Below are 17367 nucleotides of genomic sequence, written 5' to 3' on the forward strand. Positions count from 1 at the left end.
AATGATGCGCTCGCCGGTGTGGCGGCCGAGCGGCGACCGCCACGCGGTGGCGGCGACGCACCCGGTAGGGCGGCACGTGCGGCCCAGGGCGCGGGGTGGTGCCAGGCCGCTACAGGTGGGCGGCGAGCAGCTGCGCGAGGTGGACGCCGCGCACGCCGGCGAGCTGCTCGGCCTGGGTGCGGCAGGAGTAGCCGTCGGCGAGGTAGACGTCGCCGGGGGTGGCCGCGCGCAGCGCGGGCAGGAGCGCGTGCTCGGCCACGGCGACCGACACCTCGTAGTGCCCGGCCTCCATGCCGAACGATCCGGCCAGCCCGCAGCAGCCGGCGAGCGTGGAGAAGCGCGCACCGGCCGATGCGAGCAGCCGCTGGTCCGGGCCGAAGCCCATGACGGCGTGCTGGTGGCAGTGCGGCTGCACCACGGCGGTGACGTCGGACAGGTCCGGCAGGGTCCAGCGGTCCCCGGGGCCGACCGGCGCCGGGGCGGTGAGCAGCTCGGCGAGCGTGCGGGTGGCCGACGCGACGGCCGTGGCGCGCGGGTCGTCGGGCAGCAGGTCGAGCAGGTCGGAGCGCAGCACGGCGGTGCAGCTCGGCTCGAGCCCGACGATCGGGATGCCGTTGACGGCGAACGGGCCGAGCACCTCCAGCAGGTGACGCAGCCGGTCCTTGGCGCCGTCGAGCTGGCCGGTGGTGATCCACGTCAGGCCGCAGCAGGCACCGTGGTCGGGCACCAGCACCTCGTAGCCCGCGGCGCGCAGCACGCGCACCGCCGCGACCGGCACGTCCGGCGAGAGGGTGTCGTTGAACGAGTCGGTCCACAGCAGCACCGGCGGCCTCGGCGGCTGCTGCGCCGCCCGGCCGGCGCCGACGCCCGCCATCGCGCTCGGTGAGGCAGGTGTGCCGACGAGGTCCGACGACGGCCCCGGCCCAGCCGCAGCGTCCGGGTGGACTTCCCGGTGCCCGACGCCTGCCTCTCCGCCCATGGGCGACTCGACGACGCCGGTCGCCGGTGAGGGTCGCGCCGCGACCGTGACCTCGTCGTGCGAGCGCGCCCAGGCGCGGAACGGACGGGGTGCGAACGTCACCATGCGGCGGCGCGGGTCCATGCCCCCGGCACGCAGCACCAGCCGGGCCAGCGGCCGCACGGACAGGACCGTGTTCGCCACGGCGGCGAGCCCGGGCACAGCCGTCACCAGTCGCGTCCAGCGGGGCAGCCAGCCCAGGGCGTAGTGGCTGGCCGGCCGAAGCCGACCGCGGTATGTACGGTGCAGCACCTCGGACTTGTACCGAGCCATGTCGACGCCCGCCGGGCAGTCCGACGAGCACGCCTTGCACGCCAGGCACAGGTCGAGGGACTCGCGCACCTCGGCCGAGCCCCAGCCGTGCGAGACGAGCGTCCCGTTGGCCATGTCCTGCAGCACGCGCGCGCGGCCGCGGGTCGAGTCCTTCTCGTCGTGCGTCGCCAGGTAGGAGGGGCACATGAACCCGCCGGCCGCGGAGTCGTCGGCCCGGCACTTGCCCACCCCCACGCAGCGGTGCACCGCCGTGGTGAGGTCGCCGTGGTCCTCCTCGAACGCGAAACCCACCGCGCCGAGCCGGTGGGCCGCGGGCCGGCGCAGGTCCGCGTCGAGCGGCCGCGGGCGCACCAGCACACCAGGGTTGAGCAGGTCGTTCGGGTCAAGCAGGTCCTTGAACGCGGCGAACAGGTCGAGCACCGGTTGCGGGTACATCACCGGCAGCAGCTCGGAGCGGGCACGGCCGTCGCCGTGCTCGCCGGACAGAGAGCCGCCGTGCGCCGCGACCAGGTGCGCGGCGTCGGTCATGAACGAGCGCAGCGCCGCCCCGCCCTCGGCCAGGGGCAGGTCCAGGCGCAGGTGGACGCAGCCGTCGCCGAAGTGCCCGTACGCCATGCCGTCCACGTGGTGGGCGGCCATGAGGCCCTCCAGGGCCCGCAGATACTCCCCGAGCCGCTCGGGCGGCACCGCGGAGTCCTCGAACCCGGGCCACGCCTGCTCGTTGGAGGCGGTGCGGCCCGCCAGGCCCGCGCCGTCGGCGCGCACCGCCCACAGCCGGGTCGCCTCCGGCCCCGGCGGGTAGACACGCACCTCACCGGTGCCGGCATCCGCCGCGAGCGCCCGGGCGGTCACCATCGCCTCGTCGACGGTCGCACCCCCCACCTCGACGAACAGCCAGCCGCCGCCCTCGGGGAGGGGCGGGACCGCCGAGGCGCCACGCGCCCGACGCACCACGTCGACCAGCCGAGCGTCCATGCCCTCGACCGCCAGGGGGTGGTGGGTCAGCAGGGCGGGAACGGCGTCCGCGGCGGTGGCCATGTCCGGGTACCCGAGCACGACGAGCACCGGGGCCGCGGCCAGCGGCACCAGCCGCAGCGTCGCGCCGAGCACCGTCACGACGGTCCCCTCGGTGCCGACCAGCGCCTTCGCCAGGTCGGTCCCGCGCTCCGGCAGCAGGTGCTCCAGCTGGTAGCCCGACACCTGGCGGCCGAACCGGCCCAGCTCCGTGCGGATGGTCGACAGGTTGGCCCTCACCAGGGCATCGAGGCCGGGCACCGCGTCCAGCGAGCCGGCGCCGGCGGTGAACCGGCGCCCGACGCCGTCCACCACGTCGAGGCTCAGCACGTTCGCCGAGGTCCGCCCGTAGGCAACCGCGTGGGGGCCGCACGCGTCGTTGCCGATCATGCCGCCGAGGGTGGCGCGGGTCCACGTCGACGGGTCCGGGCCGAACCGCAGCCCGTGCGGCTTCGCGGCATCCTGCAGCGCGGCCATGATCACGCCCGGCTCCACGAGGGCCGTGCCGGCCTCCGGGTCCAGGCTGACGACGCGGTTGACGTGCCGCGAGAAGTCGAGCACCACCCCCGGGCCGATCGCGTTGCCCGCCACCGACGTCCCGGCGCCGCGCGACGTCAGCGGCGCGCCGGCCGAACGGGCCACCTCGAGGGCGGCCAGCACGTCGTCGACGTCCCGCGGGAAGACGACCACCTGGGGCACCACGCGATAGTTCGACGCATCCGTCGAGTACTCCGCACGCCGCCGGGTCGACGCGTCCACCTCACCACGGACGGCCGCCCGCAGCTCGCCGACGAGGTCGGTGACCAGGCCCGTGGCCGGAGACGCCATGCGCGGCAGTCTCTCACCCGGCCGTCGCGCGCCGTCGGGACGTCCACGCCTGCCTCGTCGCCCGCCGTGCCCGCTCCCGCTCGACCCCGCTCCACCCTCCGACCGCCCACGCCCCGGACTTCACTTTCCTGACGTCCGGGTCGTGAGTCGCGACGGATCGCTCAGGAAAGTGACGAATCGGGTGGTCGTCGGCGAGGGCGCCGCGCGGCCGGGTGCGGGGTGCGGGGGCAGGGGCGCGCCGCGATGCGGGGGCAGGGGCGCGCCGCGATGCGGGCGCACGGGCGCGTCAGCGGGCGAACGGGCAGCCGTAGCAGCCGAGCGGCTTGTCGGGTCCGGTGGGGCACCCGGTGGCGCACGGCGAGCCCCCCGCGGAGCGCACGACGAGACCGATCCGCTCCGCGTGCTCCAGCGCGAGCAGGACGACCTCGTCGGGCAGGCCGAGCCTGACGGCGATCCGGTCGGCGGTCAGCCCACGCTCGGTCTCGCGCAGCACGTCGGCGACGACCGCGGCCACGCCCGGCTCGGGCCGGTGCGGGACGGTGCCCGACGACCCCGACCGTCCGGCTCGCCCCACCGCGCGCGAGCCGCGGGCCTCGAGGAGCCGGGCGGTCACAGGAGCCTCCCGACCTGGAACGCGACCACCGACAGGACCCAGGCCAGCACGAGCTGGGCGCCGACGGCGCCGACGGTCCAGCGACGGCCGAAGAGGCGGGCCTGCTCCGCCATCGTCGCGAGGCAGGGCGTGTAGGCGAGCACGAAGACCATGAACGCGAACGCCGCCGCGCCCGCGGCGCCGCCGGACGTCCGGTCGAACGTGGCGCGCAGCTGGGCGCCGAGGTCACCGGGCCGCGAGGGGTCGGCGGGCTCGGTGACCGCGAACGACTGCGCCATCGAGCCGACGACGACCTCCTTGGCGACGAACCCCGTCATGAGGGCGGACGTCGCGTGCCAGTCGGCGTAGCCGGCGGGGGCGAACACCGGCGCGATGCCGCCGGCGACCCGGCCGTACACGGAGTCCTGCACGGGCACCTCGGCGACCGCGTGGCCGCTCGTCACCGGGATCGCCATCAGCACCCACACCACCGCCAGCGTCGCGACGATGATCGACCCCGCCTTGTGGACGAACGACCACACGCGCACCCACGCCGACGTGCCGATCGCCCGCAGCCGCGGCCGCTGGTAGGCGGGCAACGCGACGACGAACGGCTCGCGCCGCAGGTCGCGGAACGCCGTGCGCCGCAGCAGCAGGCCGACGCCGACGACGAGCAGCGCGCTCAGCACGTACATGGCGAACACGGCGGTGCCGGCGTCGTCGGGGAAGAACACCGCGGCGAGCATGAGGTAGACGGTCAGCCGCGCGGTGCAGCTCGTGAGCGGGATGAGCAGGCCGGTCAGCAGGCGCTGGCGCGAGTGCGGCAGCGTGCGGGTGGCCGCCAGCGCCGGCACGTTGCACCCGAAGCCGACGACGAGCGGCAGCACCGCCCGCCCGTCCAGGCCGAGCCGGCGCATCGCCCGGTCGGCGACGAACGCGGCCCGGGCGAGGTAGCCCGAGTCCTCGAGCAGCGCGACGGCGACGAACATGATGGCGATCAGGGGTGCGAACGACAGGACCGTCGCGACCCCGGCCAGCATGCCGTCGACGACGAAGCCGCCGACCCATGCCGGCGCCCCGGACAGCCAGCCGCGCAGCAGCCCGCCGAACCAGCCGTCGACCGCGGCGGAGACCGCGTTCATCAGGGGTGCCGCCGCCACGGTCACCAGCTGGAACAGCGCCCACATGACGGCGAGCAGCACCGGGATGCCTACCCAGGGCCGCAGCAGCACCGAGTCGACGCGGTCGGACCACGTGCGGCGCACCCGTGTCGTGGCCCGCCGGGCTCCCGCACCGGGGTCGACGGCCGCCAGCACGCCCTGCACCCACGCGAACAGCGCCTCGGCCTCCGCGAGCCGCGGGTCGACGACCCCCGGGAGCGGCAGGTCGCGGCCGGCCGTCGTCCGCTCGTCGCCCGCCACCCGACTGATGGCACCGGGCCGCCCTTCGTCGGCAGATGCCGGTTCGTCGGCCAACCGGCGGCCGGCGGTGGACCGCCCGTCGTCGGCCCCCCGGGCGCCGTCGCCCGGGGCGGTGTCGCCGGGCGCGCCCGTGGCCCGCCGCGGCCCCCGCACGCGCGCCGCGTCCTCGCCGGCGGCGACGGCGGCGCGCACCGCGTCCGCGAGGTCGGCGATCCCACGGCCGCTGCGCGGGTCGACGCCGACCACCGGAACACCGAGCGCCGCGGACAGGGCGACCGCGTCGACGGTGATCCCGCGGCCGGCGGCCACGTCCCGCATCGTCAGGGCGACGACCACGGGCTTGCCCGCCCGGGCCACCTGCCCCACGAGGTAGAGCGAACGCGCCACCGCCGTGGCGTCGACCATCGCCACGACCAGGTCGACGTCCCCGGCCGCGCCCCGGCCGGCGACCGCATCGGCGGTGACCTGCTCGTCGGGCGTCCGGGCGAGCAACGAGTAGGCCCCGGGCAGGTCGACGAGCTCGACCTCGGCGGCGCGCCACGCACCCGTCGCGAGCTCGACCGTCGTGCCGGGGGCGTTGACCACGTGCTGGCGCGCGCCCGTGGCGGCGTTGAACAGGGTCGACTTGCCGACGTTGGGCGCGCCGACGAGCGCCACGATGGCATGCCTGGTCGCGACGTCGACCGGTCCCGCCGCCGGCTCGTGACAGCTCATACCGCGGCCAGCTCGGCGTCGGCTGCGGCACCGGGATCGGCGGCGGCCGGCAGGGCGTCGCCGGGGCCGGCCGGCTCGACCGGCTCGACCGCGATGAGCGCACAGGTGTGCCAGTCGAGCGCGAACCGGTCGGCACCGAGCGCGAGCACGCGCCCCTGCCGGCCGGCGTCGTGCGTCACCTCGACCACGGCGCCGGGCCGGATCCCCAGCTCGCGCAGCCGCAGGCACATGCCCGGCTCGACGTCGAGGCCGAGGATCCGGGCGCAGACGCCCTCGCCGCAGCAGCTGAGGTCCATGCCCCCGACGCTAAAGGTGAGGCTTGCCTACCCTCAGCGGACTTAGGTCCCCCTTACCTGCGTGGGGTCAGGTGAGGGCGGCGTCCAGCGTGATCGTCGTGCCGGTGAGCGCCTTCGAGACCGGGCACGTCTCCTTGGCGCTCTGCGCGGCGGCCAGGAACGCCGCCTCGTCGAGCCCGTCGACCTCGCCGCGCACGGTGAGCGCGATGCCCGAGATGGCGAGCCCGCCGGCCGGGTCGGGGCGCAACGTGACGTCCGCCGTCACCTCGAGCGCGCGCGGGGTCCCTCCGGCCTGGGCGATGAGTGCCGACAGCTGCATCGCGTAGCACGACGAGTGCGCGGCGGCGATGAGCTCCTCGGGGCTCGTCACACCGGCGGCGTCGTCGGCGGTCCGGCGCGGGAAGGAGACCGCGAAGCGCCCGGCGCGCGAGCTGAGCAGGTCCACCTGCCCGCCACCCTCGTTGAGCGATCCGGTCCAGTCGGTGCGTGCACTGCGCGTGGCCATGTCCGCCTCCTGCGGGAAGGAATGCCACCACGCTAGAGGGCGCCGGCCCCCTGCGCGCGTTCGAGGTGGGCCGCCACGACGTGCGGCGGCGCCCCGGCCTCGCCGAGCGTGCTGGCGGCACGGATGTGCAGCGAGCGCCGGGTCCGCTCGTCGAGCCCCGCGTACAGCGCGGTGCGCACGAGGTCGTGGCGGAAGACGAGCCGGTCGCCCCGCGCGGCCACCACACCGGCCGCCAGCGCGTGGCGCAGGGTGCGCCAGCAGTCGGTCAGCGGCTGGTTCGTCAGGGCGGCCAGGTCGGGCACGACGAACGAGGGGCCGAGGACCGCGGCCTGCGACAGCAGCGCCAGCACGCCCGGGTCGAGGTACCCGATGTGGGTGCGCGCCGCGGCGTCCAGCGCCGTCTGCCAGCCGACGCCCTCGATGTCCACCACGCCGTCGTCGTGCTCGCTGAGCGCGGCGGCGTCCAGCGCGGCGCGGATCACGGCCGTGACCAGCCGGGGGTTGCCGCCGGCGGTCGAGACCACGCCCCGCAGCAGCGGTCCGACGCGGTGCCCGACGAGCTGCTCGGCGAGCTCGACCGCCGCCGACGGCGCCAGCGGGCGCAGCTCGAGGTTGCGCGCCCCGGCGCGCACCCAGGCGACGACCATCCGCTGCACGGCCTCGCGGTAGGGCACCGGCCGCTCGGTGAGCACCAGCAGGGTGGCGGGGATCGGTCCGGAGTGCGCGTACCGGTGCAGGACCTCGAGCGACGCGTCATCGGCCAGGTGGACGTCGTCGAGGACGACCGCACGCGGTCGGTCGGTCGCCGCGTCGAGCAGGCCGTCGATCGTCGCCGCTGCCGGACCGGGGAAGCGGAGCAGCACGAGGTCGACGCCGAGCATCGCGGCGCCGTGGCCGAGCGCTTCGACGAGCCGCGTCCGGCCGATGCCCGCCTCGCCCTCGAGGAGGACGACGGCACCCTCCCGCGCGGCGGCGGCGGCGAGCAGCCCGTCGAGGTCGTCGAGCTCGGCACTGCGCCCTAGGAGGGAGAACGGCTGTCCCGCTTCGACCGGTTCGTCCACAATTGGCGATCGTAGAGGTCAGGCCGCCGAAAGCCGATCAACCGACGTACTCCCAGTGCCACGGTTCGTGCTTGTAGCCGCTCGCCAGCGCCCACGCCGGGTTGTGCCAGCCGTAGGTGGGACCGTTCACGGTGAGCCAGCGGTAGGCGGCCGTGCCGTACGCGCCCGCGTCCCCGATGTCCACCGCGATGCCCAGGCCGTGGTTCGACGTCCCCGGCGTCGCGCACAGCCAGCCCCGCGTCCGGGTGCACTGCACCTGTGCGGCGTACGACCGGTACGAGTCGTCGAGCGTCAGGTCGTGGCCGAACGCCCGGGCGAAGGCCGCGTCGAGCTGGTCGATCGCCTGCGTGGCGTCGCAGCGCAGCAGCGCGGTGGGGGCGAAGTCCGGCGCGCACAGCGCCGACGCGGGGATGCGGCCGTTCGCGTACCCCTGGAGGGACACCTTCCACGCGGCCTTCTGCGCGGCGGCCTGCGCGGCGGCAGCCTGATCCGCAGCGGCCTTGGCGGCGGCCGCCTGCGCCACCGCGTCGTCGGCCGCGGAGCTGACCTGAGCCACCTCCTGGGCGAGCGCGAGGACGGCGGCGCGCAGCGCGGCGGCGGTGGGGTCGTCGGCGCTCGTCACGGCGGGGAGCGCGGTCTCGACCGACGCCGCGTCGGTCACGACGATCTGCGGGGTCGTCGGGCCGGAACCGTCCGTCCCGCTGCCGGCGCCGGCGGCGGGGGTCGCGTCGCCGGTCGGGGCGGGTGCGGTGCCGGCGCTCGGAGCGGGGGTGGCGGTCGGAGCGAGGGTGTCGCCGGCGGTCGGAGGGGTGCCGGCTGGGGCGGGCGCCGTCGCGCCACCCGGCGACGCCGTGCCGGCGGACGACGAGGTGGCGGGTGCGGCTGCCGGGCCGGTGGACGCCGACGGGCCGCCCGTGGGGACGGCGCCGGACTCGCCGGCCGCGACGCCCGACCGCCCTGCCCCCGCGGGCGCGTCGGCGGACGGCGTGCTGCCTGTGGTGCCGGACGGCGACCCGGAGGGTGGGGCGTCCGCGGCCCGCTCGCCGGACCGGGACACCCGCGGCGGGTTCTCCACCTGGGCGACGAGCTGGTTCACCTGCAGCGCGAGGCTGTCGAGCGTCGTCAGCTGCTCGGCCGGGAGGGCCGCCTGGACGGCACGTGCGCGCACGTCCGCGACCTGCGCCACGGCCTCCGTCGCGACGTCGGCGATGCCGGCGCGCGTCGCGGCACGGTCGGCCCGCACCGCCTGGCTCGGCCCGACCTGCCGGGCGAACGCGGCCTGCCACGCGGTGCTCGACGTCGGGTTCGCGGCAGCGGCGTCGCCGAGCGAGGGGTTGACGACGACGAGCACGAGGCCCGCGACCATGGCCGAGGCGACACCCATCTGGGCGAGCCCGCTCCACCTCCGGCCTGCCGGCCGGGTGGCGACGTGCTTGCCGCCACCGGACCGACGCCGGGACGGCAATCTGTCACTCACCCGAAACACGTTAGGCGACTGATACAGGCGTCCAGGACGGGAACCGGGCGAATCGGGCGCACGAGTGGGGAGATCCGGTGAGCGTCTCGTCACGGCCGCGTGACGCGATCCGGACACCGCGCGGCTGTACCCTCTCGCCGTGCCCGACGCCCAGCCCCCCGAACCGACCCGCCACGGGCTCGACGACCTGTACGACATCGCACGCCTGGCGGACCGCCTCGGGGTCGAGCACGCGACCATCCGGGTCTGGCTCTCCCGCAAGGTCCCCTGGCTGCCGCCGCCGGACGGACGGCTCAACGGCGGGGCCGTGTGGCGGGCCGAGACGCTCGCCGGCCTGGAGGATCGGCGGCAGCCGGGCCGGCCCGGACCGAAGCCGCGCTCGGTGGTCCCCGTCGCCCCCGCGACCGGTGGGATCCCCGCGTTCCCGCTGACGGGTGGCATCCCCGCCCTCCCCCTGACGGGGGGCATCCCGGCCGTCCGCCCCCTCACCGACGCGGTCCCCACGGTCACCGACACGCTCCCGGTCGTCCCCACCCCCGCGGCTCCGCCGGAGGGCGGCGACTAGGCCGTGGACGCCGGGCGCGTCGACGACGTGGCGGCCGCGATGGCCGGCCTCGACCGCGCCCGGTTCCTCACCCCCGAGCAGGCCCCGCACGCGCGCGAGGACCGCGCGCTCCCCCTGTTCCACGGGCAGACCGGCTCCCAGCCGAGCACCGTCGCCGAGATGCTCCGGCTGCTCGAGGTGCCCGTCGGGGGCACCGTGCTCGACGTCGGCTCCGGCTCCGGCTGGACCACCGCCCTGCTCGCGTGGCTCGTCGGGCCCGCCGGGCGGGTGCTCGGCCTGGAGCTCGACCCCGACCTGGCCACGTTCGGCGCCGCGAACCTCGCCGCCTGCGACCTGCCGTGGGCGCGCATCGAGGTCGCCGACCCCCACCTGCTCGGCCGGCCCGTCCCGGGCGGCTGGCCGCGCATCCTCGTGTCGGCGTCCGCACGTCGGCTGCCGGCAGCGCTCGTCGGACAGCTGGCCGACGACGCCCGCATGGTCCTCCCGGTCGGGCACCGCATGACCCTCGTCGTGCGGCGCGGCGGGGCGACGGAGGTCTCAACACACGGGGAGTATGTGTTCGTGCCCCTCGTCACACCCTGACGTTTCGCCCATTCCGCCCCTCAGCATGGTGGGGCGGCTCGCCGATGGAGCAGACATGGCGACCGATCACCTCGACGTGGCGCCGGAGACCTTCTTCGAGACGCTCAGCGCGTCAGCACCGCCGCGACGCCATCCCCGGACCTGGTGGCTGTTCGCCTCCGCCGGCCTCGTCGTCGTGGGCGCGGCCGTGCTCGTCGGCCACGCCCTGATCCCGGGCCCCGCCCTGCCGGCGGCGACCCTGACCGCCTTCTCCACCCCGCAGCAGACGTCCGACGTGCTCGACGACGACGACGTGGCCCGCCTCGTCGTGCAGCCCGCGACGACCCGGCTGCTGGTGCGGACCGCTGCGGGCGACCACTACGCCGCCCTCTCCGCGTCCGGTGAGCTCTGCCTGCTGCGGGTCCCCGAGGGTGACGTCCCGAGCGAGACCTGCGTCCCCGACCACGTGGGTGCCGACGTCACGATCGGCACCCAGGGTGCCGGTGGCGGCCAGGTGCGGCTCGTCGCGGCCGGCGCACCGCAGCCTTCGGCGGCGGAGGGCTGGCGACCCGCCGGTCCGAACGTCTGGACCCGCGGCTGACGCGACCGATCAGGCGCTGAGCGCGGCGACGAGCCGCGTCACCGCGCCCGCGGCGCCCCAGCGCCCGACGAAGGACGCGAGCGCGTCCGGGTCGGCCGGCTCGGTCGGGAGCCGGTCGTCGACCACCGGCACGGGCGCCTCCCGCGCCACCCGCACCACGGCCGGGGCGACGGCGAGGTAGTCGGCGGCCTCCGTCAGCCTCCTCACCTGGGTCGCCGTCAGCCCGGGGTCGGCCCGGTCGCGGGCCGCGAGCACGCCGGCCAGGCTCCCGTAGCGCACGACGAGCGCCGCGGCGGTCTTCTCCCCGATGCCCGGGACGCCGGGCAACCCGTCGCTCGGGTCCCCGCGCAGCACGGCCATGTCGGCGTACTGCGCACCGGTCGCGATGCCGTACCGGCGGGTCAGCTCCGCCTGGTCGACGACCCCGAAGCCCTCCTTGCCGGGGAACAGGACGCGGACCCGCGCCTCGTCGTCGACCAGCTGGAACAGGTCCCGGTCCCCGGAGACGACGTCGACGGGCTCGGCGGCCACGGTCGCGCGCGCGACGAGCGTGCCCATGACGTCGTCTGCCTCGAAACCGAGCGCACCGAGCCGCGGGATGCCGACCGCCGCCAGCACGTCGGCGACCAGCGGCACCTGCACCGTCAGCGCGGCGGGGACCTCCTCGACCCACCCCCCGCCCGGCGCCTCGCCCGCCACGCGGTGGGCCTTGTAGGAGGGGATCGCGGCCACCCGGAACGCCGGGCGCCAGTCGTCGTCCCACGCGGCGACGAGCCGGTCCGGCCGATGCTCGGTGACCAGCCGGGTGATCGTCTCGAGCAGCCCGTGGACGGCGTTGACCGGTGTGCCGTCCGGCCCACGGACGGTGTCCGGCACGCCGAAGAACGCGCGGAAGTACAGGTAGGAGGTGTCGAGCACCATGAGCGTCACGGTGGGCTCCCTCGGTCCGGGCCGCTGGTCCGGGCCCAGCCTCGCACGCGGCCCCCGGCCGGTCTCGTCGGCCCGGCGGGTCTCGTCGGCCCGGCCGCAGTCGTCCGCCCGGCCGGTCTCGTCCGGCCCGGCCGAACCGGGGCCCGCGGCACCGCGGGCACGACGGAGGCCGGTCGACGACCCTCCATTCGTCGACCGGCGTCCGCCTGTCCCGACGTCCCCGACCCGCGGACGTCTGTCCGGGTGTCAGGGACGGACGGGGCAGGTCACTGCGAGGCGAAGTCCAGGTGGTCGTCGGCCACCGCGACCACCGACCACGTGGCGCCCGTCGCATCCGTGAGCACGTACGCCGGCACGAGCGCCTGCGCGCCGTCGCTCTGGTACGTCAGCGCGACCCCGAGCTGTGCGGACACGAGCGTCACGTGCCGCACGGGCCAGCGGATGGCCGCGCCCGGCTGCGGCGCCGGCGCCACCGTGGGCTCCTGGCTCGGGTTGGCCGTCGCCACCGCGCCCGGCGTGGCGACGCCCGAGGCCGACGAGGCGACGCCCGACGAGGCCGCCCCCATCGCGTAGGGCACCACGCCGCCGCCGGCACCGAACCGCGGGTCGTTGAGCCGCTCGGCGGCCGCCGCGGCGCTGATCACCGGATAGGTGCCGAGGGGGACGAGCGTGGCGAGCGTGCCGTTCATGCTCTGCACGCCGTCGCCGACGAGCGTGACGCCCCAGCTCACGCCGGTCAGCCGGCCGTCGACCACCTGCTGGAACGAGACGTTGACGTAGGCCGCGCCCGTCGAGCCGGCGGCCTTCTCGTTGCTGTCGTTCACCACGACCTGGGTGCCCGTGGTGTCGACGCCGACCGAGCGCAGCGCGTCACGCGCCCGGGCGATGGCGGCGTCGCCGGTCGGCGTCGTGCCGGTGGTGCACACCGACGGGTTCGCGGGCCGCGGGGCCTTCGTCGCCTCGGGCAGCGGGGCCGGCTCGGCGGCGCCCGTCGCGTTCGGCGCGCTCGGCGGCACGGCGGCACCGCCCGTGGTCGCGCCGCTCCCCGAGACACCGGCACCCTGGCACTGCCACGGGTCGCGGGACGGGTCGTAGTACGAGAGGTTCCCGGACCCGTCGAGCCGCAGGTTCGCGCCCGAGCCGTCGCCCGGCCCGACCGCCCACGAGCCCCACTCCGTGCGTGGGCTGCCCTTGACGCCGAGCGTGGCCGCGACGTGCGCCGCGGTGGCGGCGGTGGCGACCGACGAGGCGTCGAACGCCCACGCCTGCGCGCTGCCCGCCGTGGTCGGCAGACCCTGGCCGGTGAACACGGTGCGCCAGCCGTAGCCGACGAGGCCGCCCGGCATCGGCATCGCGGCCGATCCGGACGCCGCCGCGCCACCGGCGGCGTTGGCCGGAGCCCCCTGTGCCGCCATCCCCGTCGACGCCTGGTCCCTGGTGGCGCCGCCGTCGAGGGAGATGGCCGGCAGGGCCTGGACCCCGCTCGTCGTGCCGCTGCCGCCGCGCAGGCCGCCGGCGCCCACGTACCCGGCGGTGCCGACGACCGCCACCGCCGCGACGGCGGCGGCCATGCGCGTCCACTCGGTGCGCCGCCGGCGCCGCGCCGCGAGCTCGTCGTGCGGCTGCGCCGCGACCTCGGCCTCGGTCCGAACCGGGCCGGCCGCGGTCATCGGCAGGCCGGTCGCGGCCGCCACGGCGGCCGTGATGCGGGCCATGTCGGGCGCGGTGCCGGCCGCCGGGTCGGCGGCACGCAACCGGTCGAACGCCTCGTCGTCGGGGGTCATCGCTGTCTCCGTCCATCGCTCGTGGAGGGCTGCCCTGTCTGTGTCGTCGGGCCCGCCTCGCTTGCAGCCGGCCGCCGAGCGGTCTGGCCGAACCCGCACCACGCGACCACGGACGGTGGCCGGGCCGCAGCGCCGCAGGCGATCTGGCCCCGGCACCGGCGACGGCGCGTCGGCGGGCGTCCGGTGGGGCCCCGGCGGCGCACCGGTGACGGTGACGGGCGTCGGCGGGCGTCCGGTGAGCCCCGCGGTACGACGGTCGGCGAGGGGACCGACGCGGTCAGCCCAACTCGGACCAGGCGCTCGCCAGGCGTGCACGGGCCCGGCTCAGCGCGGCGTCGGCGCCGCCCCGGCCGATCCCCAGCACCGCGGCGAGGTCGTCGCCGGCCAGGCCCTCCCACGCGTTGAGCAGCACGATCTGCCGGTCCCGAGGCGAGAGCCGGCGCAGCACGGCCCGCACCTGGTCGTCGCGCACCGCCTGGACCGCGGGGTCGTCGTCCGCGACCTCGTCGGGCAGCTCGCCGATCGGGATCGGCCGGCCCTTGCGCCGGAAGTTGGCGACGACGAAGCCCGCCGTGCGGTACAGCCAGGCGAGCGGCGCCTCGTCGGGCACGTCGTCCCGGCGACGCCAGGCGACGACGAGCACGTCGGCGGCGAGGTCGTCGGCGTCGCCGACGCCGACCCGGCGCACCAGGTAGCGGTGCAGCGCCCGCGTGTGCGTGCGGACGAGGTCGTCGAACCAGGCGGCGTCGTGGTCGCCCTGCGCGGCGTCCGTCAGCTCGTCGGTCGCGGGCACCGGGGCGCCGGGCACGTCGGGGTCGGCCCCGTCGTCGGGCACCACGGTGAGCCTCGGCGCCACGTCAGCTCCCCATCTCGCGCGGCTCGGTCACCACCACTGTGTCGCGGCCCGGGCCGTTCTTGCATCAGCCGCGCGTCGGATCTCCGCGCTCCCGGCCCGAGCGGCTCGACCGCACGCCGCTCGACACGGCCTCAGCGCCGCACGAGGCTGCGAGGAGCGCCCCCGTTGCCGCGTTCCCGGTGCGCGGTCCAGGACCGGGAACCTCAGCGCGCCACCGAGGCTCAAGGGACGCCGAGGCTCCCGCTCTCGCTGCACGTGCGGCGATGACCGGGAACCTCCGCCTCACACGAGCGTCGACGCGCCGCCGAACCCCGGCACCAGGCTCCCCCGGCGTCGCGGTGGCGCATGATCTGCGGCCCTCCGGTGAGGACCATGGGGGCCACCGGCCGGCTACAGCCCTTCGGCGACGGTGGCGGTCGCGTAGAGCCACGCCTCGCGGGTGGCGGGTCGCAGCTTCCGGTAGGCGATCCGGCCGCCGCCGACGAGCTCCGGCTCGTACGGCACCTCGACGACCGCCCTGGTCAGCGCGCCGAAGTGCGAGCGCAGCCGCTTGCGCAGGTCACGGTCGGCCCGTGGCGCCGGGTCGGACAGGATCGTCACCGCACGCCGCACGGCGTCCTCGTGGCCGGAGGCCCGCAGCGCGTCGAGCGCCCAGGCGGCGGACTGCGCGGTGTCCTCGCGGACCGTGCTCACCACCACCAGCTGGTCGGCCGCCTCGATGGCCGCGCGCCAGTTCGAGGCGCGCATGTTGTTGCCGGTGTCGATCACCAGCACCCGGTAGAACTGCGACAGCAGCCGGTGCAGGTTGCGGAACGACTCCGCGTCGACCGATGCGGCCGAGGCCGCGTCCTCGTCGGAGGCCAGCACGTCGAACTGCTCGGTCGGCTGGGTGCGCACGTACCCGTCCAGGTCCCCGATCCGGACCGTGCCGCGGGCGGCGAGCACGGGCATCGTGCGGAGCAGGTCGACGGCCGTGCGCTCGTGCTGGGCCGGGGTGGCGCGCCAGCCGAGGGTGCCGTGAGTCTCGTTGTTGTCCCACGCGAGCGTGTAGCCGCCGCGCTGCAGCCCGAACGTCGCGGCGAGCAGCATCGTCGCGGTCGTCTTGTGGGCCCCGCCCTTCGGGTTGACGACGACGACCGTGCGCGGCCCGTCCAGCGGGCGGCGCAGCGCGTGCACGGCGGCGCGCTCGCGCCGCTCGGCGCGGCCGGGACCGGGCGTGATCCCGCCGAACGTCACCAGGGCGACGCCATGGCGCCAGCCCCGGCGGGCCGGCTCGCGGCGCTCCGACCGTCGCGTGGTGACCAGGTCCTCGAGCGTCGGGAGCGGGGCGCCACCGCCGGGGGTGCGGGTCGCGGCCGGCGGCGTCTGGGTGGCCGCGGCCCTGGCCGGCGGCGCGGGCGACGCCGCTGTCGTGGCCGAGGCCGCCGCCACCGTCGCCGCGGCGGTCGCGGGGGCACCGTCGGGCGCGGCCTGGTCCACGCGGCCGTCGGGGTGGACGACGAGGGACCACAGCCCGTCCGGGTCGCGGACCTCCATCGGTACGGGCGAGCCCAGCCGGGCGGCCAGCGCGGCGACGCGCGACGTCACCTCGGCGCCGGCCTCCGCGAGGTCGGAGCGCGCGATCGTCTCGAGCGAGCCGTCGACGCGCAGCTCGCCCGTCCCGTCGTCGCGCACCTCGGCCGTGATCGTCGGGACGCGGGCCGGTCCGCCGGACCCCGCCTCGCCGCTGCCGTCCGTCATCGCAAACCGCCCTTCGTCGTGCCCCGCCACGAGTGGGAGCAGTGGATCTCCGTAACCGAATGAAACTACCCCGGGCGGGTCTCGTCGCGCCGAGCGGGCCGCAGGCGACGGCGCCCCGCGCTGTCGCCGACGGCGCGTGCGCGCAGAGGCGGCAGGGCACCGGCCAGGTGCGGCGGACCGGCGGACGGTGAAGGGCAGACGAGCGAACGGTGGACCAGCGAGCGAAGGTCGCGCGCGGGCGCGGCTCAGCCGGCGGTCGCGACGTCGAACCAGACGGTCCGCTGGCCGTCGCGGCCGCGGCTGCTCCCCCAGGCGTTGGAGAGCACCTCGACGAGCGCGAGGCTGGTGGCGTTCGAGGGGAGGGCGGGTGTGCCGGGGCCGGTGACGGCCACGCGCACGCCGTCGTCGTCGATGTGGAGGCGCACGTCGACCTCGTCGTCGGGCGTGCCGGTCTTGACCGCCTCGGAGACGAGCTCGGCGGTCAGGACCTCGACGAGCTGGTTGAGCGCGCCGCCGATGCCGGCGGCCGCGACCACCCGCATCACCCAGTGCCGGACGATCCGCGCGGCACCCGGCTCGGCCGGCAAGGACAGCTCGTGCTCCGCCCCGCGCCCCCGCGCGCTGCGTGCACTCGACAGGTCCCGGACCTCGCCCACCGCAACAGGGTGCCCGAGGAGTCCCGGTTCCGCTGGGCGCGGAGGGTCACGCGCCTGGGTGATATCCCTCAGGCCGGCGCCAGTCCTCCTCCTCGGCGGGCATGAGGACCCAGAGCACCACGTAGACGATGAGGAAGCTGCCCGGGATCAGCAGGTTGACGAGCAGGAAGAGGATCCTCGTCACCCACGGGCCCAGGCCGAGGCGGCGCGCCAGCCCGGCGCACACCCCCGCGACGACGCGGCCGTGACGCGGCCTGACGAGTCCCTGACGGGCGAAGGCGTCCATGGCTCACAGCGTGCCTGCGGGCCGTCCGGGCGACATCGGGGACCTCCCCCGTTGTCCCCCTGAGGCACCTCAGGCCGCCTCAGGGGGCCGCGCCGACGACGGTTCGGGAGAACGCCCGATGCGCGCCCCGCCACCTCACGGCGACCGTGATGACATCACCCGAACTGACAGCACCGTAGGGACGTTTTG

At 76.6% G+C, this 17367-nt stretch carries 16 protein-coding genes; 3 read left to right on the plus strand and 13 right to left on the minus strand.

What is annotated here, in order from left to right; translation table 11 throughout:
* Window positions 1–109: 109 nt before the first annotated feature.
* The 7 genes from BGO37_RS07210 to BGO37_RS07240 all read right to left on the minus strand — a co-directional run bounded on the left by BGO37_RS07210 (window position 110) and on the right by BGO37_RS07240 (window position 9199).
* Window positions 110–3133, minus strand: a complete 3024-nt coding sequence (locus tag BGO37_RS07210; protein WP_291753517.1) for an FAD-binding and (Fe-S)-binding domain-containing protein — start codon at window positions 3131–3133, stop codon at window positions 110–112.
* 286 nt (window positions 3134–3419) lie between these two features.
* Window positions 3420–3746, minus strand: coding sequence for a hypothetical protein (locus BGO37_RS07215; RefSeq protein ID WP_291753519.1), 327 nt, complete (start codon window positions 3744–3746; stop codon window positions 3420–3422).
* The gene (gene feoB / locus BGO37_RS07220) at window positions 3743–5860 is read right to left on the minus strand and encodes a ferrous iron transport protein B (RefSeq protein WP_291753521.1); all 2118 of its coding nucleotides are present in this window, start codon (window positions 5858–5860) and stop codon (window positions 3743–3745) included. The genes BGO37_RS07215 and feoB overlap by 4 nt, the downstream gene beginning before the upstream one ends.
* Window positions 5857–6156, minus strand: a complete 300-nt coding sequence (locus BGO37_RS07225) for a FeoA domain-containing protein (protein ID WP_291753522.1) — start codon at window positions 6154–6156, stop codon at window positions 5857–5859. Before BGO37_RS07225 ends, feoB begins: the two co-directional genes overlap by 4 nt.
* A 67-nt stretch (window positions 6157–6223) precedes the next feature.
* Window positions 6224–6661, minus strand: coding sequence for an OsmC family peroxiredoxin (locus BGO37_RS07230; protein WP_291753524.1), 438 nt, complete (start codon window positions 6659–6661; stop codon window positions 6224–6226).
* A gap of 32 nt (window positions 6662–6693) precedes the next feature.
* On the minus strand, window positions 6694–7722 hold the full coding sequence (locus tag BGO37_RS07235) for an ATP-binding protein (RefSeq protein ID WP_291753526.1): 1029 nt from the start codon (window positions 7720–7722) through the stop codon (window positions 6694–6696).
* A 37-nt stretch (window positions 7723–7759) separates the two neighbouring features.
* Window positions 7760–9199 (minus strand): D-alanyl-D-alanine carboxypeptidase family protein, encoded by a 1440-nt coding sequence (locus BGO37_RS07240; protein ID WP_291753527.1) that lies wholly within the window; start codon window positions 9197–9199, stop codon window positions 7760–7762.
* Between the two features lie 139 nt (window positions 9200–9338).
* Between BGO37_RS07240 and BGO37_RS07245 the strand changes: the two genes are divergently transcribed.
* From BGO37_RS07245 to BGO37_RS07255, 3 genes are read left to right on the plus strand one after another with little or no spacing between them, the layout of a single operon-like run.
* The gene (locus tag BGO37_RS07245) at window positions 9339–9764 is read left to right on the plus strand and encodes a hypothetical protein (protein ID WP_291753528.1); all 426 of its coding nucleotides are present in this window, start codon (window positions 9339–9341) and stop codon (window positions 9762–9764) included.
* A gap of 3 nt (window positions 9765–9767) precedes the next feature.
* Entirely contained in the window at window positions 9768–10346 is a 579-nt protein-coding gene (locus BGO37_RS07250) for a protein-L-isoaspartate carboxylmethyltransferase (RefSeq protein WP_291753529.1), read from the plus strand.
* A gap of 55 nt (window positions 10347–10401) precedes the next feature.
* Window positions 10402–10926 (plus strand): hypothetical protein, encoded by a 525-nt coding sequence (locus BGO37_RS07255; RefSeq protein WP_291753530.1) that lies wholly within the window; start codon window positions 10402–10404, stop codon window positions 10924–10926.
* 9 nt (window positions 10927–10935) lie between these two features.
* Here BGO37_RS07255 and BGO37_RS07260 read toward each other — a convergent pair whose 3' ends face one another.
* From BGO37_RS07260 to BGO37_RS07285, 6 genes are all read right to left on the minus strand, one after another.
* Window positions 10936–11847 carry a 5'-3' exonuclease gene (locus BGO37_RS07260; protein ID WP_291754551.1) on the minus strand — a complete coding sequence of 304 codons (912 nt, stop codon included), beginning with the start codon at window positions 11845–11847 and terminating at the stop codon, window positions 10936–10938.
* 275 nt (window positions 11848–12122) lie between these two features.
* Window positions 12123–13640, minus strand: coding sequence for a hypothetical protein (locus BGO37_RS07265; protein WP_291753531.1), 1518 nt, complete (start codon window positions 13638–13640; stop codon window positions 12123–12125).
* Window positions 13641–13917: 277 nt separating this feature from the next.
* Entirely contained in the window at window positions 13918–14496 is a 579-nt protein-coding gene (locus tag BGO37_RS07270) for a sigma-70 family RNA polymerase sigma factor (protein ID WP_291753532.1), read from the minus strand.
* A 390-nt stretch (window positions 14497–14886) separates the two neighbouring features.
* Entirely contained in the window at window positions 14887–16236 is a 1350-nt protein-coding gene (locus tag BGO37_RS07275; protein ID WP_291753533.1) for a chromosome partitioning protein, read from the minus strand.
* A gap of 245 nt (window positions 16237–16481) precedes the next feature.
* Window positions 16482–16892: an ATP-binding protein gene (locus BGO37_RS07280; RefSeq protein ID WP_291753534.1), complete on the minus strand. Its 411-nt coding sequence runs from the start codon at window positions 16890–16892 to the stop codon at window positions 16482–16484.
* 46 nt (window positions 16893–16938) lie between these two features.
* On the minus strand, window positions 16939–17178 hold the full coding sequence (locus BGO37_RS07285) for a PspC domain-containing protein (protein WP_291753536.1): 240 nt from the start codon (window positions 17176–17178) through the stop codon (window positions 16939–16941).
* Between the last annotated feature and the right edge of the window lie 189 nt (window positions 17179–17367).

Origin of the sequence: Cellulomonas sp. 73-92, assembly GCF_001898175.1 — a bacterium.
GTDB lineage: Bacteria > Actinomycetota > Actinomycetes > Actinomycetales > Cellulomonadaceae > Cellulomonas.